Source organism: Rahnella sp. PAMC25559 (genome assembly GCF_050632365.1).
GTDB lineage: Bacteria > Pseudomonadota > Gammaproteobacteria > Enterobacterales > Enterobacteriaceae > Rahnella > Rahnella rivi.
In genome coordinates, this window is sequence record NZ_CP192543.1 from 4351498 (window position 1) to 4375801 (window position 24304).

19 protein-coding genes and 1 tRNA gene are annotated in these 24304 nt (G+C 53.7%); 8 read left to right on the top strand and 12 right to left on the bottom strand.

The features are described 5' to 3' along the window. Window positions 1–140 precede the first annotated feature (140 nt). Both ACQZQY_RS21035 and dcuR read left to right on the top strand, forming a co-directional pair. The gene (locus ACQZQY_RS21035) at window positions 141–1766 is read left to right on the top strand and encodes a sensor histidine kinase (protein WP_056781431.1); all 1626 of its coding nucleotides are present in this window, start codon (window positions 141–143) and stop codon (window positions 1764–1766) included. Further along, window positions 1763–2482, top strand: coding sequence for a two-component system response regulator DcuR (dcuR, locus tag ACQZQY_RS21040; RefSeq protein ID WP_056781434.1), 720 nt, complete (start codon window positions 1763–1765; stop codon window positions 2480–2482). The genes ACQZQY_RS21035 and dcuR overlap by 4 nt, the downstream gene beginning before the upstream one ends. Here dcuR and ACQZQY_RS21045 read toward each other — a convergent pair. Together ACQZQY_RS21045 and ACQZQY_RS21050 are read right to left on the bottom strand one after the other, a co-directional pair. Continuing rightward, window positions 2476–3435, bottom strand: coding sequence for an FAD:protein FMN transferase (locus ACQZQY_RS21045; protein WP_217204641.1), 960 nt, complete (start codon window positions 3433–3435; stop codon window positions 2476–2478). The two genes, dcuR and ACQZQY_RS21045, sit on opposite strands and share 7 nt — an antisense overlap. 61 nt (window positions 3436–3496) lie before the next feature. Beyond that, window positions 3497–6274 (bottom strand): flavocytochrome c, encoded by a 2778-nt coding sequence (locus ACQZQY_RS21050; protein ID WP_217204642.1) that lies wholly within the window; start codon window positions 6272–6274, stop codon window positions 3497–3499. A gap of 700 nt (window positions 6275–6974) precedes the next feature. Here ACQZQY_RS21050 and ACQZQY_RS21055 point away from each other — a divergent pair. Together ACQZQY_RS21055 and fumA are read left to right on the top strand one after the other, a co-directional pair. Then, window positions 6975–8486 (top strand): anion permease, encoded by a 1512-nt coding sequence (locus ACQZQY_RS21055; protein WP_056781442.1) that lies wholly within the window; start codon window positions 6975–6977, stop codon window positions 8484–8486. Window positions 8487–8677: 191 nt separating this feature from the next. Further along, window positions 8678–10324 (top strand): class I fumarate hydratase FumA, encoded by a 1647-nt coding sequence (fumA, locus tag ACQZQY_RS21060; protein WP_183848023.1) that lies wholly within the window; start codon window positions 8678–8680, stop codon window positions 10322–10324. Window positions 10325–10433: 109 nt separating this feature from the next. On the opposite strand, the gene ACQZQY_RS21065 is transcribed toward fumA, so the two are convergent. Beyond that, complete coding sequence (locus ACQZQY_RS21065) at window positions 10434–10670, bottom strand: putative hemolysin (protein WP_056781450.1); 237 nt, start codon at window positions 10668–10670, stop codon at window positions 10434–10436. A 235-nt stretch (window positions 10671–10905) separates the two neighbouring features. Between ACQZQY_RS21065 and ACQZQY_RS21070 the strand changes: the two genes are divergently transcribed. After that, window positions 10906–11067 (top strand): hypothetical protein, encoded by a 162-nt coding sequence (locus tag ACQZQY_RS21070; protein WP_431296353.1) that lies wholly within the window; start codon window positions 10906–10908, stop codon window positions 11065–11067. Window positions 11068–11140: 73 nt separating this feature from the next. Here ACQZQY_RS21070 and ACQZQY_RS21075 read toward each other — a convergent pair. From ACQZQY_RS21075 to gpt, 6 genes are all read right to left on the bottom strand, one after another. Beyond that, window positions 11141–11216: transfer RNA gene (locus tag ACQZQY_RS21075), tRNA-Thr, on the bottom strand. Window positions 11217–11375: 159 nt separating this feature from the next. Beyond that, window positions 11376–12629, bottom strand: a complete 1254-nt coding sequence (proA, locus tag ACQZQY_RS21080; RefSeq protein ID WP_431296354.1) for a glutamate-5-semialdehyde dehydrogenase — start codon at window positions 12627–12629, stop codon at window positions 11376–11378. A 10-nt stretch (window positions 12630–12639) separates the two neighbouring features. After that, window positions 12640–13743, bottom strand: coding sequence for a glutamate 5-kinase (gene proB, locus ACQZQY_RS21085; protein ID WP_056781467.1), 1104 nt, complete (start codon window positions 13741–13743; stop codon window positions 12640–12642). Window positions 13744–13894: 151 nt separating this feature from the next. Then, the gene (gene crl, locus ACQZQY_RS21090) at window positions 13895–14296 is read right to left on the bottom strand and encodes a sigma factor-binding protein Crl (RefSeq protein ID WP_431296355.1); all 402 of its coding nucleotides are present in this window, start codon (window positions 14294–14296) and stop codon (window positions 13895–13897) included. A gap of 63 nt (window positions 14297–14359) precedes the next feature. Next, window positions 14360–15610, bottom strand: coding sequence for an esterase FrsA (gene frsA / locus ACQZQY_RS21095; protein ID WP_056781472.1), 1251 nt, complete (start codon window positions 15608–15610; stop codon window positions 14360–14362). A gap of 201 nt (window positions 15611–15811) precedes the next feature. After that, window positions 15812–16270 carry a xanthine phosphoribosyltransferase gene (gene gpt, locus ACQZQY_RS21100; protein WP_056781475.1) on the bottom strand — a complete coding sequence of 153 codons (459 nt, stop codon included), beginning with the start codon at window positions 16268–16270 and terminating at the stop codon, window positions 15812–15814. 292 nt (window positions 16271–16562) lie between these two features. Between gpt and pepD the strand changes: the two genes are divergently transcribed. Then, the gene (gene pepD / locus ACQZQY_RS21105; protein ID WP_431296356.1) at window positions 16563–18023 is read left to right on the top strand and encodes a beta-Ala-His dipeptidase; all 1461 of its coding nucleotides are present in this window, start codon (window positions 16563–16565) and stop codon (window positions 18021–18023) included. A 130-nt stretch (window positions 18024–18153) separates the two neighbouring features. On the opposite strand, the gene dinB is transcribed toward pepD, so the two are convergent. Continuing rightward, window positions 18154–19212: a DNA polymerase IV gene (gene dinB, locus ACQZQY_RS21110; protein WP_431296357.1), complete on the bottom strand. Its 1059-nt coding sequence runs from the start codon at window positions 19210–19212 to the stop codon at window positions 18154–18156. Window positions 19213–19493: 281 nt separating this feature from the next. On the opposite strand from dinB, the gene dpaA reads away from it, so the two are divergent. Continuing rightward, the gene (gene dpaA / locus ACQZQY_RS21115) at window positions 19494–20219 is read left to right on the top strand and encodes a peptidoglycan meso-diaminopimelic acid protein amidase (RefSeq protein WP_056781484.1); all 726 of its coding nucleotides are present in this window, start codon (window positions 19494–19496) and stop codon (window positions 20217–20219) included. Here the strand turns inward: dpaA and ACQZQY_RS21120 are convergent. Both ACQZQY_RS21120 and lpcA read right to left on the bottom strand, forming a co-directional pair. After that, window positions 20190–20957 (bottom strand): class II glutamine amidotransferase, encoded by a 768-nt coding sequence (locus ACQZQY_RS21120; RefSeq protein WP_056781487.1) that lies wholly within the window; start codon window positions 20955–20957, stop codon window positions 20190–20192. The two genes, dpaA and ACQZQY_RS21120, sit on opposite strands and share 30 nt — an antisense overlap. A gap of 26 nt (window positions 20958–20983) precedes the next feature. Next, window positions 20984–21565, bottom strand: coding sequence for a D-sedoheptulose 7-phosphate isomerase (gene lpcA, locus ACQZQY_RS21125; protein WP_122097592.1), 582 nt, complete (start codon window positions 21563–21565; stop codon window positions 20984–20986). Between the two features lie 268 nt (window positions 21566–21833). On the opposite strand from lpcA, the gene fadE reads away from it, so the two are divergent. Then, window positions 21834–24302, top strand: coding sequence for an acyl-CoA dehydrogenase FadE (gene fadE, locus ACQZQY_RS21130; protein ID WP_122097377.1), 2469 nt, complete (start codon window positions 21834–21836; stop codon window positions 24300–24302). Window positions 24303–24304: the final 2 nt, after the last annotated feature.

Here is a 24304-nt window from a genome sequence, read left to right on the forward strand (position 1 = left end):
AGGTGAAATTCAGCCCTTCATGGAACTCGTGCCCTGAGAGAATTTTAGTGCATTAACCGCAGGATAAATGCCGGATTGGGGTAGACGTGTCAGCCGCAAACATAGACCATAAGCCATCAATAATGGTTACCGGGGCTCCAATGAGCGACTCGCCGCATCCCGTGCGTAAGCACCCCATGAAACTCAGCACCTCCGTCAGCCTGATGTTAAGCGCCGTGATTATTTCCGTGCTGCTGGTCGTGCATCTGCTGTATTTCGTTCAGGTCAGCGACACCGCGCGCGATGGTGTGAAAGATAAGGCGCTGGCCGTGGCCCGCACGCTGGCGGATGTGCCCGAAATCAGGCACGCCCTCACCCTGCCGCCGGACAGCGGAATCATTCAGCCGATCGCCAGTGCGGTGCAAAAAAGAAACGACCTGCTGTTTGTGGTGGTCACCAATATGGACGGCATCCGTTATTCACACCCCAATCCGGACGTGATCAATCACCATTTTATCGGTAACGACATCGATCCTGCGTTGCTGGGCAAAGAGAATGTCTCCATCAATAAAGGCACGCTGGACAAAGCGTTGCGGATATTTACGCCCGTCTTTGATGATAATCATCACCAGATTGGCGTCGTGGCGATCGGTATCTCGCTGGTAAAAGTGACCGAGCAGGTTGATAAAAGTCGCTGGAGTATTCTGTGGACGGTGCTGTTCGGCATGATGGTCGGCGCACTGGGCACCTGGATTTTAGTGAAAATGCTCAAGCGTATTTTGTTCGGGCTTGAGCCTTACGAGATTTCGACGCTCTTTGAGCAGCGTCAGGCGATGTTGCAGTCGATCAAAGAAGGCGTGATCGCCATCGATGATCGTGCGCAGGTGACCCTGATCAATCAGGAAGCCCGGCAGATGTTTCTGGAAACCGGCACGGAGATCAACCCCCGCCCTGAGCACAATCAGCCGCCGCAACCGCTTATCGCCACGCTTTGCGATGTGATGCGAAGCGGGATTGCCCGCCGCGATGAAGAGATCAATTTTAAAGGCCGTTTTCTGCTGAGCAACACGGTTCCCGTGCGCAGCAATGACGTTATTATTGGCGCCATCTGTACCTTCAGGGATAAGACCGAGGTCAGCCAGTTGATGCAGCGCCTGAGCGGCATGGTAAACTACGCCGATTCGCTGCGTGAACGCTCACACGAATTCATGAATAAGCTGCATGTTATTCTCGGGCTGCTGCACATGAAAAGTTACACGCAACTTGAAGATTACATTCTCAAAACGGCCAATAACTATCAGGCGGAAATTGGCTCCTTACTGTTGAAAATCAAATCACCGGTGATTGCGGGTTTCCTGTTAAGTAAGATTAACCGCGCTTCGGATACGCGCCATCTGCTGACGCTGAGTGATGACAGCTTTTTACCCGATAACACCAATGAGAATCAGGTTGCGGCGCTTATCACCGTGCTGGGTAATTTGATTGAAAATGCGCTGGATGCCCTTGCCGGGCAGGCCGATGGCGAAGTCAGCGTGTTACTGCATTATCAGAATGGCTGGCTGGCCTGCGTGGTCAGCGACGATGGCCCCGGTATCCCGCCAGATAAACTGGAGGCCATTTTTGAAAAAGGATTCTCGTCGAAAGGCGAAGAGCGCGGCGTCGGGTTATTCCTGGCAAAACAACAATTAGAAAACCTTGGCGGAACGATTGCCGTTGAGTCTGAACCCGACGTTTATACTCAATTTTTTGTTCAACTTCCGTGGGATGGTGAGAGGAAAACTGCATGATCAATGTGCTGGTAGTCGATGATGACGCCATGGTCGCAGAGCTCAATCGCTGCTACGTGGGCCAGATCGCCGGGTTTACGTGCTGCGGAACAGCCTCGACGTTACAGCAGGCCAAAGAGATGGTACTCAACAGCCAGTTGCCGATCGACCTGATCCTGCTGGATGTGTATATGCAGCAGGATAACGGGTTGGATCTGTTGCCGGAGCTGAGAAATGCCCGACGCCCGGTGGATGTGATTGTCATTTCTTCCGCCGCCGACGCGAACACCATCAAGAAATCGCTGAACTACGGCGTGGTGGATTACCTGATTAAGCCGTTCCAGTTCTCCCGCTTTGAAGAGGCGCTGACCGGCTGGCAGCAGAAGAAAGCGCTGATGGATAATCAGCAATATTACGAGCAGTCGGACGTTGACCGGTTAATTCACGGCAACAACCCGGCGACGGCGGACACCAAAAAACTGCCAAAAGGTTTAACGCCGCAAACGCTGCGCACCCTGTGTCTGTGGATTGATGCCCATCCTGATACGGAATTCTCAACGGATGAGCTGGCGCACTCGGTGAACATTTCGCGCGTTTCCTGCCGTAAATATCTCATCTGGCTGGCGGACAGCCATATTTTGTTCACCAGCATTCACTACGGGGTGACAGGCCGGCCGGTGTATCGCTACCGGCTGCAGGCGGAACATTATTCGTTGTTAAAACAATACTGTCAGTAAAGGGTGCGGAAACTGTTATCCAGCAGCGTGAAGGTAAACTGACGCTGTGAAGAGAAAATCACCTGCTGATCTTTGGTGACAAAAATGGCCTCGATCTGCGGAATATTTTTCAGGCAGGCGAGGCTTTTTTCGACGCCCATGCCGTACAGCAGCGTGGTGTAGATGTCGCCGTCGATCGAATCATCCGAAATGACGGTCACACTCAGCAGTTCGTTATCCAGCGGATAGCCGGTTTTAGGATCGAGGATGTGATGGTAGCGCTGCCCCTCAGATTCAAAATAACGTTCGTAAATACCGGACGTCACCACCGATTTTCCCTTCACGTTAATCACACCAACCAGCGCATCAGGCGTTGAAAATGGCTTTTTTAGCCCTATCGCCCAGGCCCCTTCGGCACCCGCGCCCAGCGTCTGCACATTTCCCCCCAGATTGATCAGCGCATCCGTGACCTTTTCCTGATGCAGATAATCTCTCACGACGTCGGCGATATACCCCTTGGCAATCGCCCCGAGGTCAATTTCCATTCCGGCTTTTTGCAAAAAAACTGAGCGTGAGGGCTCATCGAGAATGACGTCATCCGGATCGGTCAGCGCAAGCAGCGCCTGCAGATCGCTGGCGTCAGGCACGCTGTGGCCGCTGAAGCCAATTTTCCAGCGTTTCACCAGCGGGCCGATGGTGAAGTTGAAACTGCTTTCCGGCAGCTGGCTGACCGCTTTGGCGCAACGGATCAAATCAAACACCGGCGCGCTGACCACCACCGCATGGCTGCCCGCCGCGTGGTTGATTGCCATGACGTCTGAATCTTGCCGGTTAACCGTGAAGATATTTTCCTGCTGTTTAATAAGGCGGAAAACGCGCGACGCCAGCCCCTCATTATGATCAAACAGCTTGAGAAGAATGGGTGAGCCCATCAAAACAGCGGAATAAGCATAAATACGGGTGTCTGGCGTCATAGAAAATACCTGAACTTAAGGGGGAAACCTGCGCCGCAGCGAACGACGCAGGAAGATACCGTTACCGCATCGCATGTCTGGCGGCATTACGTCCCGCCAGAATACCGAAGATGATGATATCTGCAACGGCATTCCCGCCGATGCGGTTAGCACCGTGGATGCCGCCAGCCACTTCACCGGCCGCAAACGCGCCGCTGATCACCTGCTCCTGAGTATCCAGCACGCTGGTGTCGGTGTTGATTGTCACGCCGCCCATGGTGTGATGAACGCCCGGTGCAATGCGGATCGCGTAGAACGGCCCCTGATTGATCGGGTGGCGTAACGCGGTTTTACGACCAAATTCTACGTCGTCTTGCTTATCAACGGCCACATTGTAGCTTTCCAGCGTGGCGAGCAGCGCGTGATGATCCATCTCCAGTTTGGCTGCCAGCTCGCGCGGGTTTTCAGCGCTGATAACAAAACCGCGCGCGATGTATTCATCGGCCGCTTTATTGTTCAGGCGGATTTGCTCATCAAACACCACATAAGCGAATTTCTCCGGCAGGCCGATAATGTTGGCGGACACTTTGTCACGGGTTTCCATCTCATTGAAGAAACGCTTGCCCGCCTGGCTCACCAGAATCGCACCGCCGCCGCGGATCGCCTCAGAGATCAGATAAGAGGTGGTTTGCTCAACGGTCGGGTGGATCTGAATTTCGCCCATATCCACGGTACCTGCACCGATTTTCTGCAAAATCGCGATGCCGCTGCCGGTCGCGCCTTTGTGGTTAGTGGTCACGAAACCCTCCAGCTCAGGACGGTATTTCACCACCATTTCGCTGTTGGCGCTGAAACCACCGGTCGCCACAATCACGCTTTTGGCATTAATGACCAGCACTTCATTGTCGTCGTTGAGCAGATCCACACCCTGCACCGCGCCGTCGTGGTAACGGATTTCAGTCACTGAAGTATCCAGCAGCACGTCGATGTTGCGTTGGTTGAGGTTCTTCACCAGACCGCTGATCAGGAAGCCGCCGACGGCGCTGCGATCGGCCGGACGGTGCGTGCGGTCGATGCTCATGCCGCCGGTGATGGTGATATCGCTCAGCTCAATGTTGTGCTCTGCCAGCCAGTCGACCGCCTGCGGTGCGCGTTCGACGAACTCTTTCAGCAGCACGGTGTTGTTTCTGAACTGGCCGCCTTTGAGGGTTTCCTGATAGAACAATTCTTTGCTGTCTTCAATGCCTTTGAGTTTTTGATAGCGCGTGTCAGCGGCGTTCATACCCACCGACGCTTTAATGGTGTTGCCGCCGATAGTGGACATTTTTTCCACGATCAGAACTCTGGCACCTTCGTCACACGCCTGAATCGCCGCCGCCAGACCGGCACCGCCGCTGCCGACGACAACCACATCGTAACTTTGTGGTTCAGACAAGCTGCCGCCCTCTTCCAGCAGCTGTGCTTTGCAGGATTTGGCGATCGCTTTGGAGACCGCTTTTTTCACCGCTTCACTCTGTTCCGTCGCGCCGGTAACCGCATCAACGTGCGGGCTGTTGGCGTCGAGGATCCGGGTGCGGATGATGTCGAAGCTGGTGGTAAATTCTACGTCGATATCGCCGGCGGCCTGCAGTTCGATATCGGCGATGCGGTCCGTTTCCAGACTGACGTTAATCGCCAGTTCGTTAAGCGGATCTTGTACTTTTTCACTGAATACGCCGGCTTTGAATTTTTTAGACGTCATGCTCATGTCGCGGATCATCGCGTCAACCAGTGAGAAACGCCACAGCGGCTCAGGAATGGTCAGTGCTTCGCGTTGCGTGCTGTCGATGAACAGATCGAGCTTCTGGTCAGCCGCAATCCTGTCAGTCCAGTCGGGATAGGCAATGCAGGCTTTGCCGATGGCGATCATATCGTAGCCATGTTCCATCGCCCGTTCAGCATCGGCTTTATTCACGATACCGCCCACACCCATTACCGGAATTTTCGCCAGCCGGTCTGAACGCATCGCGACGTATTTGTCGATGAGCGGCGTCGGATCGGTGGTATCAACGATAGAAGGACGCAGTGAATAGCCCAGCGAGAAGTGCAGATAATCCAGCCCGCGTGCCGCCAGCTGTTCCAGCAAATACATCGTGTCGGCAAAGCGGATGCCCGGCTCTTCAAGCTCTTCCGGCGAGAAACGGTAGCCAATGATGAAGGAAGAATCGGCGTGTTTTTTCGCCATACTGTGCGTGATATCGAGGATCGCCAGCGGGAAACGAGCGCGATTTTCACGGCTTCCGCCCCACTGATCGTCACGCTGGTTGGAGTTAGGTGAGAAGAACTGCTGGATCAGATATGTGTTAGCGCCGTGGATTTCCACACCGTCAAAACCTGCTTCAATCGCCCGGCGAACGCCTTCACCGAATTTGGTGATCATCGCGTCCACTTCAGCGGCGGTCAGCGCGACCGGCGTAGCTGCGCCGTCACGGGGCGCGGCCAGTGCGCTTGGCGCGACCGGCGTCTGGCCGCCAATCAGCTTCGGCTCGCTCATGCGGCCGCCGTGATAAATTTGCAGCACCGCTTTGGAACCCTGAGATTTTACGGCTGCGGCGATTTTTGCCAGACCATCGATTTTGCTGTCGTTGTCGATGCCAATCGCACCGGGGAATGCCAGGCCTTTGTCATCGATAAAGCAGCACTCGACGATCACTGTACCGATGCTGCCGGCGCGGGCACGGTAATACTCCACCAGTTCGCTGGTGACGGTGCCGTCATAAAAGCCGGTACAGGTGGTCATGGGTGCCATCAGCACACGGTTTTTCAGGACGGTGCCATTTGGCAGAGTGAACGGACTTAATAATTGCGAATTATGGCTCATAATATTCAGCTCCAAACTTTAAAATGTTTAATAATCTGTGAATTCGTTATCGGATTTATTTTATTAATTTTATTTACGCCCGATGTCATAGGAGTAATATAACGATATCTTTAGTTTCAAAAGGTGTAACGTTAGTTTATTAACTATTTACCCATGAATAGAATGCAGCCATTATTAAATTAATGTTAACCATGTTATTAAACGATCACATTAATTTAAATTACGAGCTCTTTTGCCTTTAATTAAAGGCGTAAACATTACATTTGCAGGGCGATATCGGGCTTCAACGCACGGCCCGCCGGGACTGGGACTGATGGATTCGTGCTATCGGAAGGGGCAGATAAAAGGCAGGTTGACTACTCCTATTTTCACCCGGTGCAGAAGATCAAAATAACCTTGCTCAGCAGCAGAAATAAACACCATAAAAATAACACCAGCATCCATTCTCATTCTCTTTTCTTAAATTTACACAGCTCCGTATTTTCTTGATCGAGATCAACAGTAATAAATGGAGAAAACGCATTATATAAACATTTCCTCCCTCTTACGGGGAATAAGTAATACCTAACTCAAATAACAATAATGGAGCAGTTCTCATGCCACCATTAAATAACTAAAGAAACTTTAGTAACTAAAAAAAGCATAATCATCTTACCTATGTATCAGCAAACCTATTCTCAACTACTTGTAGACAAATAAAATGACAGATATTTCAAAAACTACGGTTACACCGCAGGCGAACAAAGCGGCGGGTGGCAAAAAAAACCGCCTGCTTCTGATGTTTTTGCCTGTGCTGGTTGCAGTGTTGTTGTTACTCACGCCAGTCCCTGACGGTTTAGAGCCCCATGCCTGGCATTTCTTTGCCATCTTTGTCGGCGTCATCGTGGGTCTGATCTTCGAACCTTTACCCGGTGCCGTTATCGGCCTCACCGGCGTGGTGGTTATCGCGTTGTTCAGCCAGTGGTTGCTGTTCAGCCCGGCGGAACTCGCCGATCCGAAATTCAAAATGGCGTCGCAGTCCTTTAAATGGGCCGTCAGCGGTTTCGGCAACTCAACGGTATGGTTAATCTTCGGCGCATTCATGTTTGCCGCAGGTTACGATAAAACCCAGTTTGGCCGCCGTCTGGCGCTGATTCTGGTGAAATATCTTGGCCGCCGCAGCCTGACGCTGGGCTACGCCATCACCTTTGCCGATCTTTTGCTGGCCCCTTTCACTCCGTCAAACACCGCACGAAGCGGCGGCACGATCTACCCGATCATCGCCAACCTGCCGCCGCTGTACGGTTCCAAACCGAATGATCCGAGCGCGCGTAAAATCGGCTCCTATCTGATGTGGGTGGCAATCACCGCAGCCTGTATCACCAGCTCCATGTTCCTGTCTGCGCTGGCGCCTAACCTGCTGGCGCTGGGTATTGTGAACAGCATCACCGGCATCAACATCTCCTGGGGAACGTGGTTCTTCGCCTTCCTGCCGGTGGGTTTGCTGCTGCTGCTGACCATGCCGCTGCTCGCTTACTGGTTCTATCCGCCGGAAGTGAAAATCAATGATGAAGTCCCGCGTTGGGCCACCGCAGAACTGGCGAAACTGGGCAGAATGTCCCGCCACGAGATCCTGCTGCTGGTCTTCGTTTGCTGCGCATTAGCTATGTGGATTTTTGCCGCCAGCTTTATCGAACCGGCCATGGCGGCGCTGCTGGTCGTGGTGCTGATGTTGTGGACCGGCGTGCTGAACTGGAACGATATCACCAGCAATAAACCTGCATGGAACACCTTCGCCTGGTTCGCCACGCTGGTGGCACTGGCTGATGGCTTGTCCCGCACCGGCTTCATCGCCTGGCTGGGTAAAGAAGGCGCGGCCACCATGGGCGGTATCTCTCCCGGAACCGCGACTATCGTGCTGCTGCTGGCGTTCTATCTGCTGCACTACCTGTTTGCCAGCACCACGGCACACACCACTGCGCTGTTGCCAGCCATGCTGACCATTGGCGCCGCCATCCCGGGCATCAACATGCAAGTGTTCTGTCTGCTGATGGTGACGTCTCTGGGTATCATGGGGATCATCACACCGTACGGCACCGGCCCGAGCCCGATTTACTACGGCAGCGGCTATCTGCCAACCAAAGATTACTGGCGTCTGGGCACCATCTTTGGCGCCATCTTCCTGGCGGCGCTGCTGCTCATCGGCTATCCGTGGATGATGATGATGTTCTGACAGGGGCGATAACCCCTCTACAAAGCATTAACAGTACATTTACTGGAAGAAAACATATAAACCCCGTTGCCAGCCTGTGTATAAGGCTGGCAACATAGAGAAAGCATAAAAACGTCGCCCAAATTACCCCTGATTCACCCGAAACGAGAAGTCCTGCTAGTGGCGGCAATAACGGAAAAAGTGAGAAAACAATGTCGAACAAACCCTTCCATTATCAAGATCCCTTCCCCGTTACCAAAGACACAACCGAATATTACCTGCTGACCAAAGATCACGTTTCTGTGAGCAACTTTGACGGCGAAGACATTTTAAAAGTTGAACCTGAAGCACTGACGTTGCTGGCGCAACACGCTTTCCACGACGCGTCATTCATGCTGCGCCCGGCGCACCAGAAACAGGTGGCCTCCATTCTTCATGATGCAGAATCCAGCGAAAACGACAAATACGTGGCGCTGCAATTCCTGAGAAACTCTGAGATCGCGGCGAAAGGCATTTTGCCTACCTGCCAGGATACCGGCACCGCGATCATCATGGGTAAAAAAGGTCAGCGCGTCTGGACCGGCGGCGGCGACGAAGCCAGCCTGTCAAAAGGCGTCTACAACACTTTCATCGAAGACAACCTGCGCTACTCGCAGAATGCCGCGCTGGATATGTATAAAGAAGTGAACACCGGGACCAATCTGCCTGCGCAAATCGACCTCTACAGCGTGGATGGCGATGAGTACAAGTTCCTGTGTATCGCCAAGGGCGGCGGTTCCGCCAACAAAACTTATCTGTATCAGGAAACCAAAGCGCTGATCACACCGGCGAAACTGAAAGGTTATCTGGTCGAAAAAATGCGTACGCTGGGGACGGCGGCCTGCCCGCCATACCATATCGCGTTTGTGATCGGCGGAACCTCCGCTGAAGCGACGCTGAAAACCGTGAAACTGGCCTCAACGCATTATTACGACGGACTGCCAACCGAAGGTAACGAACACGGTCAGGCATTCCGCGATGTGAATCTGGAACAGGAACTGCTGGTCGAAGCCAACAATCTTGGCCTGGGCGCACAGTTCGGTGGCAAATACTTTGCGCACGACATCCGCGTGGTGCGTCTGCCACGTCACGGCGCGTCCTGCCCGGTCGGCATGGGCGTTTCCTGCTCCGCAGACCGTAACATCAAAGCCAAAATCAACCGTGACGGCATCTGGATCGAAAAACTGGAAGACAACCCAGGCCAGTACATCCCTGAAGCGTTGCGTCAGCAGGGCGAAGCGGGTGTGGTGAAGGTGGATCTGAACCGTCCGATGCCTGAAATCCTCGCGCAGCTTTCCGAGCATCCGGTGTCTACCCGTCTGTCACTGAGCGGCACGATTATCGTCGGGCGCGATATTGCTCACGCCAAACTGAAAGAGCGTCTGGATAACGGCGAAGGTTTGCCACAGTACATCAAAGATCACCCGATTTATTATGCAGGCCCGGCAAAAACTCCGGAAGGTTATGCCTCCGGTTCCCTCGGCCCGACCACTGCTGGCCGTATGGATTCCTACGTCGATCTTCTGCAATCCAACGGCGGCAGCATGATCATGCTGGCGAAAGGCAACCGCAGCAAACAGGTGACCGACGCGTGCCAAAAACACGGCGGCTTCTATCTGGGCAGCATCGGCGGCCCGGCTGCGGTTCTGGCGCAGCAAAGCATCAAGAGCCTGGAATGCGTGGAATACCCTGAGTTAGGGATGGAAGCCATCTGGAAAATCGAAGTGGAAAACTTCCCGGCATTCATTCTGGTGGATGACAAAGGCAACGATTTCTTCGAACAAATTCACGCAAGTACCTGCGCGAAGTGTGTGAAGTAAAAATTCCGTCTTTGAAATAAACAAAAGGCCTGCCGGAAACGGCGGGCCTCTTTTTTATGCAATATATTCCGCTGACGCTACACAATGATGGCGCGAACCCAATGAAAAATTACTTATGATCCCGGCGATATAAATCCCACTCGTCGAGGCGTTCGCCGCCCGGCAATACGCAATCTGCACGCGCGCCCTGCGCCGTTTGTACGCTCACCGACGTCCCGCCTTTTTGCTGACAATACACTGCCGCAGGATTCGCCATACCGATAGTTGGACGCTTCACCGGTGCCGGGTGAGACACTGCGCAACCTGCCAGCAAAGATGCCATCAGCAGGACAAAGAGTTTGTTCATAAAGACCTTCCTGGAAACGTAATTAAAAACGCAGGGGCATTTTAATCGCTTTCCGGCGAGGGTGCATTCAGATCAGTCGCCGCAAAAGTTACCTCATCTCACAAACCGGCAGCCCGTTAATGGCTATGATGAGAGTGTTTTTACGGCATCATTAATGAGGGAGGGTGATATGGAAAGGTACCAAAATAGGGGAGGAAATTCAGGTATCGTCGCGTTCACCATAACGGAAGATTCAGTGACTCTGAAGTTTAAAGATGGCTGGCATTATATCTATAATTCCATCCGCCCCGGACAGGCAGACGTGGACGTGATGAAGGCGATGGCGAAAACGGGCAGCGGACTTCATGGCTTTATCAATCGCAAGATCCGCAATAATTATTTCCATAAGTACCATTGAGAAATGATAAAGACAGAAAGCAGAGAAGCTAAATGAATTAAGCGTTTGATAATATGGGATTTTATAACAGAAATGGTGCCGACTACCGGAATCGAACTGGTGACCTACTGATTACAAGTCAGTTGCTCTACCTACTGAGCTAAGTCGGCATTTTGGAGTGTTACCGGGGAACTACGGGGTGCTAAATTAGTGAAATCTGATGCCGCCGTCAAGCCCCTGACAGTGCGTTTGCTGGTTTTCTCATCACTCTGCGCAATTTTATGAATTTGCACCGGTTTCATGAACAAAAATCCACCGGTGCAGCCGCTTTACGGACGCACTAAATCATCGCCGTAACCAATCCATTTGTAGGTCGTCAGGGCTTCTAACCCCATCGGGCCGCGGGCGTGCAGTTTTTGCGTGCTGACCGCCACTTCTGCGCCTAAACCGAACTGCCCGCCGTCGGTGAAACGGGTGCTGGCGTTGACGTAAACCGCCGAGGAATCGACTTCTCGCACAAAACGATCCGCGCTGCTGATGGAACGGGTGAGGATCGCATCGGAATGCTCGGTGCCGTAGGTGCGGATATGCGCCACGGCGGCATCCAGATCGGCAACGATCGTTACGTTCAGATCCAGCGACAGCCATTCGTCCTGATAATCTTCTTCGGTCACCGCCAGCACTTTCGCCGGGCCATTTTGCAGATACGGCATCGCAGATTCACTGGCGTGCAGGGTAACGCCTGCGCGGTGCATTTTGTCGCTCAGTTCCGGCAGGAAACGGGCCGCAATTGCCTGATGCACCAGCACGGTTTCCAGGCTGTTACAGGCGCTCGGACGCTGCACTTTCGCACTTTCAATGACAGTCAGCGCTTTATCGAAATCAACGCTTTCATCCACAAACGTATGGCAGACACCAATGCCGCCGGTGATCACCGGAATGGTGGACTGCTCGCGGCACAGTTTATGCAACGCCGCGCCACCGCGAGGGATCAACATGTCGACGTATTTATCCAGACGCAGCAGTTCCGCCACCAGCGCGCGATCCGGGCTTTCAATCGCCTGAACTGCGGCTTTCGGCAGCCCGCACTCTTCCAGCGCCTGCTGAATGACTTTTACCGTCGCCTGATTGGTGTGTTGCGTCTCTTTTCCGCCGCGCAGGATCACCGCATTACCGGTTTTCAGGCACAGACTGGCGACGTCGATGGTGACGTTCGGGCGCGCTTCATAAATCACGCCAATCACGCCAAGCGGCACACGGCGTCGCTCAAGGCGCAAACCGCTGTCCTGCTGTGAACCATCCATCACCTGCCCCACCGGATCGCTCAGGCGGCAGACGTCACGCACATCGCTGGCGATTGCCGATAAGCGGGCGGGCGTCAGCAACAGGCGATCTAATAACGCTTCACTCATGCCGCTTTCGCGGGCAGAGGACATATCAAGTTCATTGGCAAGAATAATGCTCTGGCTGTTGGCCTCAAGCATGTCGGCCATCAGCATCAGTGCGCGGTTTTTCTGCACAGTGCTGAGGGTGGAAAGCTGCCAGGACGCGGCTTTGGCGGCCTTGCCCATCTCGTTAAGCATGGAAAACTCCTTAACTGACAATCATGTCGTCACGATGCACGGCAACCGGGCCGTACTCGTAACCGAGAATATCGCTGATTTGCTGCGAGTGGTGACCGGCAATCATGCGCATCGCATCGCTGTTATAGCGGCTCACGCCGTGCGCCAGATCGCGTCCGTTCAGATTACGGATGCGGATCACTTCGCCACGGGAGAAATCACCCTTCACTTCGCGGATGCCTTTAGGCAGCAACGAACTGCCGCGCTCCATCATGGCAGAAACCGCGCCGTCATCGATGGTGATTTCACCGGCGGGCGGTGCACCAAAGATCCAGCGTTTACGGTTCTCCAGCGGCGTCTCCATGGCGTGGAAACGCGTACCAACGGAAACGCCGTTGATCACATCGGCGATCACGCCCGGCAGATTACCGGCGGCAATAATGGTATCGACACCCGCACGGCAGGCGACGTCAGCGGCCTGCAATTTGGTGGCCATACCGCCGGTGCCCAGGCCGGAAACGCTGTCACCGGCAATGCCGCGCAGCGCATCGTCAATGGTGGTGATTTCACGGATAAGTTCCGCTTCGGGATTGGTGCGCGGATCGGCGGTAAACAGGCCGCGCTGATCGGTCAGCAACAGCAGTTTATCGGCACCGGCCAGGATCGCCGCCAGCGCAGATAAATTATCGTTATCGCCGACTTTGATTTCCGCCGTCGCCACCGCATCGTTCTCATTAATAACCGGAACAATATGGTTATCGAGTAGCGCATTCATGGTGTCGCGGGCGTTAAGAAAACGCTCCCGGTCTTCCAGATCCGCACGGGTTAACAGCATCTGACCAATATGGATGCCGTAAATAGAAAACAATTGCTCCCAGAGCTGGATTAAACGGCTTTGCCCGACGGCAGCCAGCAGCTGTTTGGAAGCAATGGTGGCGGGGAGTTCGGGGTAGCCAAGGTGTTCGCGCCCGGCGGCAATGGCGCCCGACGTCACAATCACAATCCGATGCCCTGCCGCATGTTGCTGCGCGCACTGGCGAACAAGCTCAACAATGTGAGCCCGGTTGAGGCGGCGGGATCCGCCAGTGAGCACGCTGGTGCCCAGTTTTACAACCAGTGTTTGGCTGCCACTCATAGTCTTTCTGCCGTTATTGAAGTGAAAATAAGATTGAAGAAATCAGCTTTCTGATGTCTTTGTAACAGGAGAGAAGCGTTATGCCAACCGGCATAACGCTATAATAGCAGCATTCATGATGGGAATGGGTAGTACGCAAGGCTGTGAAAGGTCAGGCGGAAAGCTTCACCGGTTCTTCGCTGAAATCATCAGCAGGTTCCAGTTTGAGAGACATCTCTTCGATCATCTTATTGAGGTTTTTGTGGAACCCCTTAAGCGTTGTCTCAAGCTTATCGCGAACTTCAGCATCCTTAATGTTTTGTGCTTTCCAGTTGCCGTCTTTGTCGAACAAACCGAACTGATAAACATAGGTAAAACGTTCGGCTTCAGCTTGTAACTCAATCCACCAGCCCCAGAATTCACGCTTCTCTGGCGCGGGTTTCACGTTCACACAGACAGCTAAGCAGTCAAAGAAAAAGCGGTCGTTTTCGCATTTCCCTTCTCTAATGTACGGCCCCAATGTACCGAAACGTTTCATTAGCCTGCTTTTAGGATGACCACTTGGTAACGTCATAGTACAACCTCCATATAAAGACGATCCTTTTTAGCAAAACGTTAAGAATTAGCAACCATTAAGTTATCGCATTCTCTTTTGCAACCACTCGCAAATCTCATGTAATGCACGATCAAAATGGGCATAAAGCGGCTCACTTTGGATCGCCAAAATCTTGCCATCGGCGGAAGAGTCCGCAATCAGCCTCGCTTCGCTCTTCGGACTGAACACATCATTCTCCCAATAAGCGGCCAGCATTGGCGTCGGCGTTCTGCGCCCCAGCAAGCCCTGCATTTTCAGAGAATATCGATTAAGTTCTGTTTTAAGCGCAGAGTCGGACGCGCTGGACATGCCAATGCGGCTGGCGAGCACGTCCATGTACATATCCGGCACCTGCTCCTGACATTTAGGATCACTGAGCAGCGAATGGACCAGCGCGCCCAAGGTGGCGACCGCACGCACGCGGCGCGGCTCAAGATAGGCCAGCCGCACGGCAACGTTGGCACCAAAGCGATAACCCAGCAGGCTGACACGACCGGCATCGACCCAGGGCACATCTGACAGCTGCTGCAACACCTGCTGATGCAGGAAGCTGGTGTCCTGCGTCAGTTTCCACTTAGAGGAAAAACCGATCGACGGCATGTCGATGGTCAGCATCGCAATGCCCATCGGCGCAAGATACGTGCGGAACAGACGCTGATGGTCACTTTGCAACGTATCCAGACCGCCGCACACCATGACCGTCGGGAACGGCGCCTGCCCTTCGTTCGGCAGATGCAGAAAACCGGTGATCGGCGCCCCGCCAGGAATAGCAAAATCCAGCTCTTTTAACGTGTAAGGCGAATGTTCAGAAGATTTCTCGAACGCTTTATTGGCGAGCGCTTCAGCCTGTTCGGCCAGCGTATCGCCTTTCAGATGCGGATAACCGGCAATGCTGTAAAGGTTAGCGGCGTTCAGCCAGTATTCGCTGGCGAGATCAGGATCCTGCTCTTCAGCGGCTTTTTTCTGCCAGATCATCGCCTGATTCGACCATTCATAAATCCAGTTGCCATTGCGATAGCCAATAACGGTATCCAGCAACAACGGATCGCTGTGCTCGGCTGTAGACACCGCAATGCGCGACAGCACTTCCTCCACTTCGAGCGGATCCACGCCGCGCCACATCCACATCAGACGATTGATTGTCCGGTACCAGCAATTGACCGTATCCCCTTCCAGCGCGGAATGCATTGGCGGGTGGGTATTATGGTGATGAACGCGATGAACCAGCGTCGACGTTTCCGGGTATTTGAAGGAAGGTTTGAACAGCTTTTCCGTGAGATTGACTGGCGCCATGATGCATGATCCTCCGTTAGCAAGCAGTTGGTCGCCCGCGAGCCACCATTTCAGAACGGGATTATAACGTGTTAAAGGTGCGACAAGACAGGAGTGAGGTCAAGCAAGAGGGATTTCAAGGTAACCAAAGCAAAACGCCCGGCAATGAGCCAGGCGTTTAAAGCGCACCCCACGCGCCGTAAGCGCGAAGGATGACGAGGGTTATTTTCCGACCAGAGGAGGGACGAACACCACGCCCATATCCCACGGCTGTTCGATCCAGGTGTTCTGCGGGATGTCTACCACGTAGTCATCAACCAGCGGTGCGCCAGCCGGTTTGGCGAAGATCGTGATGAAATGCGCTTTCGGGTACATTTCGCGGATCGCTTTCGCGGTGCCGCCGGTATCAACCAGGTCGTCGATCACGATGAAGCCTTCACCGTCGCCTTCTGCGCGTTTCAGCACCTGCATTTCGCGCTGATTATCATGGTCGTAGCTGGAGATACACACGGTATCCACATGGCGGATGCACAGCTCGCGAGCCAGCAACGCTGCAGGAACCAGGCCACCACGGCTGACTGCAATAATGCCTTTCCATTGTTCTGCCGGCAGCAGGCGTTTCGCCATTGTGCGGGCGTGGATTTGCAGCATGTCCCAGGTTACAACGTATTTTTCGCTCATAAAGGTGTCCCAGCCAGTGAATTGACGGCTTCTGAAATTTATTGGGGGGGAAAAAGGTTGCGCGAGATTATAGTGAGTCCGGCTCACAAAAACCAGCGATTATCTGGTTCCATCCGTCGCAACGCCCCGGATTTTATCCCGGCGCACGCGCACAGCTTCGGATTAAGTGATATTCTGTCAGGCCACTCGCCACAACGTCTGGCGGGGATTATTTAACCCTAAACCTACAGCATCTCAATCAGTTCCCCTGCTAATGGAGCCTGACTGAGCTGACTGTCACAGGAGACTTATAGTGTCTGAACTGTCTCAGCTTTCGCCACAACCGTTGTGGGATATTTTTGCCAAAGTATGTTCGATTCCACACCCTTCTTATCATGAAGAAGCGCTGGCAAAACACATCGTTGAATGGGCACAGGAAAAAGGTATCCACGCTGAGCGTGATGAAGTGGGTAATATCTTGCTGCGCAAACCGGCCACTAAAGGCATGGAAAATCGCAAAGCGGTTGCCCTGCAGGCGCACCTCGACATGGTGCCGCAGAAGAACAACGATACCGTTCACGATTTCACTAAAGATCCCATTCAGCCGTTCATTGAAGACGGTTGGGTAAAAGCACGCGGCACGACGCTGGGTGCGGACAACGGCATCGGTCTGGCGTCTGCGCTGGCGGTTCTGGCTGATGAAAGCGTCGAACACGGCCCGCTGGAAGTGTTGCTGACCATGACCGAAGAAACGGGCATGGCGGGTGCATTTGGCCTGCAACCGGGCTGGTTACAGTCTGAAATCCTGATCAACACCGATTCAGAAACCGAAGGCGAAATCTACATGGGTTGCGCAGGCGGGATTGATTTTACAGCCACACTGCCATTGAGCCGTGAAGCGGTACCTGCTGGTTTCACCACGCTGAAATTGACGCTGAAAGGCCTGAAAGGCGGCCACTCCGGCGCTGATATCCATCTTGGCCTGGGCAATGCCAGCAAACTGCTGGCACGTTTCCTGGCAGATAACGCCGACACACTGGGTCTGCGCCTGCTGGATTTCACCGGCGGTACGCTGCGCAACGCCATTCCGCGCGAAGCCATTGCAACGCTTTCCATCGCAACGGATAAAACCGATGCGCTGAAAGCGGCCGCAGAGGAATTCCTGGCGACCATTCAGTTTGAACTGTCCGCGGTTGAGAAGAAAATCGCACTGGTTGTTGAAGCGGCTGAAAGCAACGCGAAAGCACTGTCCGCTGAAACTCAGGGCAAATTCCTCGCACTGCTGAATGCCACACCAAACGGTGTGATCCGCATGAGCGATGACGTGAAAGGCGTGGTTGAAACCTCCCTGAACGTCGGCGTTGTCACCATGAAAGACGATGAAGTGGCGATCAACAGCCTGATCCGTTCTCTTATCGACAGCGGTAAAGAGTACGTGGTCAGCATGCTGAACTCACTGAGCGCGCTGTCTGGCGCGAAAAGTCTGGCGAAAGGCAGCTACCCTGGCTGGAAACCCGAGCCAAGCTCGCCGGTGATGACGCTGGTGCGTGAAACCTACGAAACACTGTTCAGCAAAACGCCAAACATCATGGTGATCCACGCCGGTCTGGAATGCGGTCTGTTCAAAAAACCGTACCCGGACATGGACATGGTTTCCATCGGACCTACCATCACCGGGCCACACTCGCCGGATGAGCAGGTTGAAATTGAAAGCGTTGAGCTGTACTGGAAACTGCTGACTGCCCTGCTGAAAGCAATTCCTGAGCGCGGTTAATACCCGATCCCCGAAATCATCCGGGCTGTATCTGGGTGGCAACTGAGTAAATCCCCGGTCACATATACAAATATGTGACCGGCGTTTGCGAAGGCAGCCCACGCAGAGACAGCTTGAAGGATGACGGGGATTATTCCCAGGGAAGCAGAAGCTGCCGCTCTATCTGCGGATCCTGCAACGTCACATGCAATCCCACCAGCCTGACGCCCCGTCCGCCTCGCCGATGTTCCCAGGCTTCCCGTGCGACTTTCAGTAAATCGTCTTTATTGAGTACCGGCCAGACGTGCTCCTGCGTGGTCTGCTGGAAATCATGGAATTTAAGTTTCACGCCCTGTCGGGCGATGCGCAGACTCGGGCTGACTTTGCTCAGGCGCGTATGTAATTCCGGGTACAGCCGTTCGATCAGCGCCACGCACTCTTCCCAGCTGTGAATATCTTCGGCCAGCGTGCGCTCGACGCCGACGGATTTACGCAGCCGCTCGGGGGAAATCTCACGTTCGTCAATGCCCTGACTGCGCTCCCACAGCACGCGGCCAAACTTTCCGAAACCTTTAAGCAAGGCTGCCAGATCATACCGCTGCACGTCGCCACAGGTATTCAGGCCGTGCTCCTGCAACCGCTGTGCGGTAACTTTGCCAACGCCGGGGATTTTACTCAGCGGTAAATTCTGCAAAAACGCATCGACTTTATCCGGCGTAATCACAAACTGTCCGTTGGGTTTATTCAGATCAGAGGCTATTTTTGCCAGAAACTTGATCGGCGCGATACCCGCCGAGGCGGTCAGATTGATTTCATCGGAGATCGCCTGGCGGATTTGTGCAGCAATCAGCGTGGCGGATCCGTTGCACTGCGTGGCGTCAGAGACGTCGAGATAAGCTTCGTCCAGTGACAAGGGTTCAATCAGCGGAGTGTATCGCGCAAAGATTTCACGGATATGGTTTGAGGCTTCTTTATAAGCCTCCATTCTGCCGGGGATCACTTTCAGATGCGGACAGAGTTTCAGCGCCATACCGGTGGGCATCGCGCTGTGCACACCGAATTTACGCGCAGGATAATTGGCGGTGCTGATCACACCGCGGCGATCGCGGCTGCCGCCGATGGCGATAGGAATGTCGCGCAGGGAAGGATCATCGCGCATCTCGACGGCCGCGAAAAAGCAGTCCATATCCACGTGAATGATTTTACGCATAGCCCTCCCCTGATAACTGTATAAGTATACAGTGAGCCGGTGCAATTTCAAACACAGAAAATGGCGGTAAATTTGGGTTAATTAATCACCAATAATGGCAAGCGCCAGTAATTAACAAACCGAAACTCATTATTCAATATTTGATGATTGCTAAAATATTAATCAGTATTAATATGGCAACGTTTCAGACAGGTTGTAGATAAGAAATCAATCAGTGGCGGTCTTAAAGATGGTTCCATCTGTAGACAAAACATCAGAATTATTACCAAGCAGGATTTAGAATGATCAGAATCGCGCTGTTCCTTGCGATGCTCCTCAGTTTGCCTTTATTTACAGCAAATTACGCCGTGGCCAGTGAACCTGTCCCGGTCAATGCTGCGCTTAAAAAGCAGTTGTTAGGCGCGCCAGTTTATATCCAGATTTTCAAACAAGAACGTAAACTCGAATTGTATGCTCAGCTCGACGGCGAATTTCGTCTGATCGGCAGCTATGGCATCTGCGATTTTTCCGGCGGTTTGGGGAATAAACGTCGTGAAGGCGATTTCAAAAGCCCGGAAGGTTTTTATAACGTGGATATCCACCACCTGAAACCAGACAGCCGCTTTTATCGTGCTATCAACATCGGCTTCCCGAATGCCTATGACATCTCACAGGGTTACTCAGGTAAGTACCTGATGATCCACGGTAACTGTAAATCCATTGGGTGTTATGCAATGACAGACGGTTACATGGATGAGATCTTCACCTATGTTCAGGCAGCGTTCCAGTTCGGGCAGCGTAATTTGCAAATCAGCATTTACCCGTTCCGTATGACCGATGCCAACATGAACGCGCACAAAAACTCAAGCTACATCAACTTCTGGCGTCAGCTTCAGCCTGGCTATGCGTACTTTGAGAAACACCATCAGGCGCCCAACGTGGTGGTGACTGACGGTAAATATGAAGTGCTCCAGCCGCTGTCTAATACCCCGCTCTCCTCACAGCTGGCGTTCACCCAGGTGAAATAACGCGAACTCGCCTGGAGCAATTTTGTTCCAGGTTTCGTTTGCGGTCAGCGGTTGCGTGGCAATCACGGTGACGACATCATCAGGTGTCGTCTGCTGCTGAAAATCAATTTCCACATCCTGATCCAACAACGTTGCCTTGCCAAACGGCGCGCGACGCGTGATCCAGTGCAAATTTGTCGAACAATAGGCCATCACAAAATGCCCGTCCGACAGCAGCATATTAAACACCCCTTTTTCGCGTAACTCATTGGCCAGCGACGCGATATAGCGGAACACCGGCGGCCAGCTTGCCGGGCGACGCGGATAACGTTGAGTGAGTTTGTGCAGCAGCCAGCAAAAAGCGTATTCGCTGTCAGTCTGGCCTATCGGGCGCAGTGTGCCGGTATCGAGCTGGCGGTAACCGCGCAGCTGACCGTTGTGCGCGTAGGTCCAGTTGCGTCCCCACAGCTCGCGGGTAAACGGATGGGTATTTTCCAGCGCCACTTCGCCACGGTTTGCCTGACGAATATGGGAAATCACCGCGCAGGATTTGATCGGGTATTCCTGAACCAGGCGGGCGATGGGCGAATTAAAACTCGGCAGCGGATCTTTAAAAGTACGGCAGCCATTCCCCTCATAGAAGGTAATGCCCCAGCCGTCTTTATGCGGGCCAGTCCCGCCACCGCGCTGCACCAGTCCACTGAAACTAAAACAAATATCAGTAGGAACGTTAGCGCTCATCCCGAGCAATTCGCACATCACCAGCCTCCTTTACTGCAAAGGGCTTATGCCTTCGCCATCTCTTTTTCGATCAGAAGAATCAAAATGTGAATAACTTTAATGTGGATTTCCTGCACACGGTCAGCGAAGCCGAAGTGTGGAACGCGGATTTCCACGTCAGCAGATCCGTCCATCTTGCCGCCGTCTTTACCGGTCAGGGTAATGACTTTCATGCCTTTGGCACGCGCAGCGTCAATAGCTTTGATGACGTTTGCGGAATTGCCCGACGTGGAGATGCCCAGCAGAACGTCGCCCTTCTGGCCAACCGCTTCCAGATAACGAGAGAAAATATACTCATACCCGAAATCGTTACCCACGCAGGAAATGTGGCTGACGTCAGAAATCGCAATCGCCGGGTAGCCCGGACGGTTCTCACGGTAGCGGCCGGTCAGTTCTTCCGCAAAATGCATGGCATCGCAGTGGGAACCGCCGTTGCCGCAGGAAATCACTTTCCCGCCCGCTTTGAATGAATCCGCCAGCAGCACTGCTGCACGTTGAATAGACTCAATATTTGCCGGATCGCTGATGAATTTATTCAGCGTTTCAGCAGCTTCGTTCAGTTCAGTACGGATAATATCCTGGTACATAGCAGCCTCTTTTATGTCCATTTGCAGCCGTTGAAACACAGCCGATAGCAATAAAACTTTCCGCTGTGCAGTGTAACGGATCGGCGGATCGGCGAGAAGCAATGAAGCGGTAATGATTCCGATAGTTTCCATTTTTGACGCTTCGTGCGGCCGGATTGTGAGCTGTGTTGTAATTAGTATGTAAACACATTGATAAAGAAATGAGCATGAACTAAAACCATTGTATCCCTACAACAGGTCAGACCTCCTACTACTCAGGAGCATTACTATGATGGTTCTCAGCATTGTTGCATTTGTCGTTATCCTTGGTGCGCTGTTTTATCACCGCGTCAACCTTACCCTTAGCAGCCTGATTTTACTGGCGTTCACCGCCGTGATGGGCGCGATCAATCTGTGGACGCTGTGGTTGTTAGTGCCACTGGCGATCCTGTTGCTGCCACTGAACATCCCGGCCCTGCGCCGTTCATTATTCTCCGGCCCGGCACTTCGCACCTTCCGCAAAGTCATGCCTGCCATGTCACGCACGGAAAAAGAAGCGATTGAAGCCGGTACCACCTGGTGGGAAGGCGACCTGTTTGGCGGCAAGCCGGACTGGAAAAAGCTGCAGGATTATCCTGAGCAGCGCCTGACAGAAGAAGAACAGCGCTTTATCGACGGCCCGGTGGAAGAAGCCTGCCGCATGGCGAATGATTTTGAGATCACTCACGAACTGGCTGATTTGCCGCCGGAGCTGTGGGCGTATCTGAAAGAGCACCGCTTCTTCGCCATGATCATTAAGAAAGAGTACGGCGGCCTCGAATTCTCGGCTTACGCTCAGGCACGTGTTTTACAGAAACTGGCCGGTGTGTCGGGGATCCTGGCAATCACCGTCGGCGTACCAAACTCCCTCGGTCCGGGCGAATTGCTGCAACATTACGGAACCGAAGAGCAAAAAGATCACTATCTGCCGCGTCTGGCCGAAGGTCTGGAAATTCCGTGTTTCGCACTGACCAGCCCCGAAGCGGGTTCTGATGCCGGCGCAATCCCGGATTTCGGTATTGTGTGTAAAGGCCAGTGGCAGGGCAAAGAAGTGCTCGGTATGCGCCTGACCTGGAACAAGCGTTACATCACGCTGGCACCTATCGCCACCGTGCTCGGTCTGGCATTCAAACTGAAAGACCCCGATCATCTGCTCGGCAACGAAACTGATTTAGGCATCACCTGTGCGCTGATCCCAACGGATACCCAGGGTGTGGAAATCGGCCACCGTCACTTCCCGCTGAACGTGCCTTTCCAGAACGGTCCGACGCGGGGTAACGACATTTTTGTCCCGATCGACTACATCATTGGCGGCCCGAAAATGGCCGGTCAGGGCTGGCGTATGCTGGTGGAATGTCTGTCCGTAGGCCGTGGCATCACGCTGCCGTCAAACTCCACCGGCAGCCTGAAATCTCTGGCGATGGCGACCGGCGCTTACGCCTATATCCGCCGTCAGTTCAAACTGCCGATCGGTAAAATGGAAGGTATCGAAGAGCCGCTGGCACGCATCGCGGGGAACGCTTATGTCATGGACGCGGCGGCGACGCTTATCACCAACGGCATTATGCTGGGTGAAAAACCGGCGGTGCTGTCGGCGATTGTGAAATATCACTGTACGCACCGCGGTCAGCGCGCCGTAATGGATGCGATGGATATCACCGGCGGTAAAGGCATCATGCTCGGTAAAAGCAACTTTGTTGCCCGCACCTATCAGGGCGCGCCGATTGCCATCACCGTGGAAGGGGCCAACATCCTCACCCGCAGTATGATCATCTTTGGTCAGGGCGCGATCCGCTGCCATCCTTACGTGCTGCGTGAAATGGCGGCAGCGGAGAAAAATGATCTGGTCGATTTCGACCGGGCGCTGTTCGGCCATCTCGGCCACGTCGGCGGCAACACCGTGCGCAGTTTCTGGCTCGGCCTGACCGGCGGCCGCACCAGCGATACGCCGGTGAACGATGCCACCGCCCGCTACTATCAGCACATTAACCGCCTGAGTGCCAATCTGGCGCTGCTGGCCGATGTGTCGATGGGTGTTCTGGGCGGCAGCCTGAAACGTCGCGAACGCATTTCCGCCCGTCTCGGCGATATCCTCAGCCAGATGTATCTGGCGACAGCCACGCTGAAACGTTTTGATGAAGAAGGCTGTCACGAGGCCGATTTGCCGCTGGTCCACTGGGGCGTGCAGGACTGTCTGCATCAGGCGGAAGTGGCGATTGACGATCTGCTGCGTAACTTCCCGAACCGTTTCATCGCAGGCGTCATGCGTCTGGTGGTGTTCCCGCTGGGTGGCGCTCACGCTGCACCGTCCGACCAGCTGGATCACGAACTGGCGCGGATTCTGCAAGTGCCTTCTGCCACCCGCAGCCGTATCGGTCGCGGTCAGTATCTGACGCCAAGCGAGCACAACCCGGTCGGTCTGCTGGAACAGGCGTTGCAGGATATTCTGGCCGCTGAACCGGTTCACAAACGTCTTTGTGAGGCGATGGGTAAAAAACTGCCGTTCACCCGCCTGGATATTCTGGCGCAAAAAGGTCTGGATGCCGGGCACCTGAGCGCTGACGATGCGCGCATTCTCAGCCGTGCGGAAGAAAGCCGTCTGCGGTCGATTAACGTTGATGAGTTTGAACCGCACGAACTGGCCGCACACCAGCCAAAGGAAGAGGCAAAAACGCTAAAAAAGGATGAAGCGAAACCGCGTCATACTGAAGCTGCCTGATC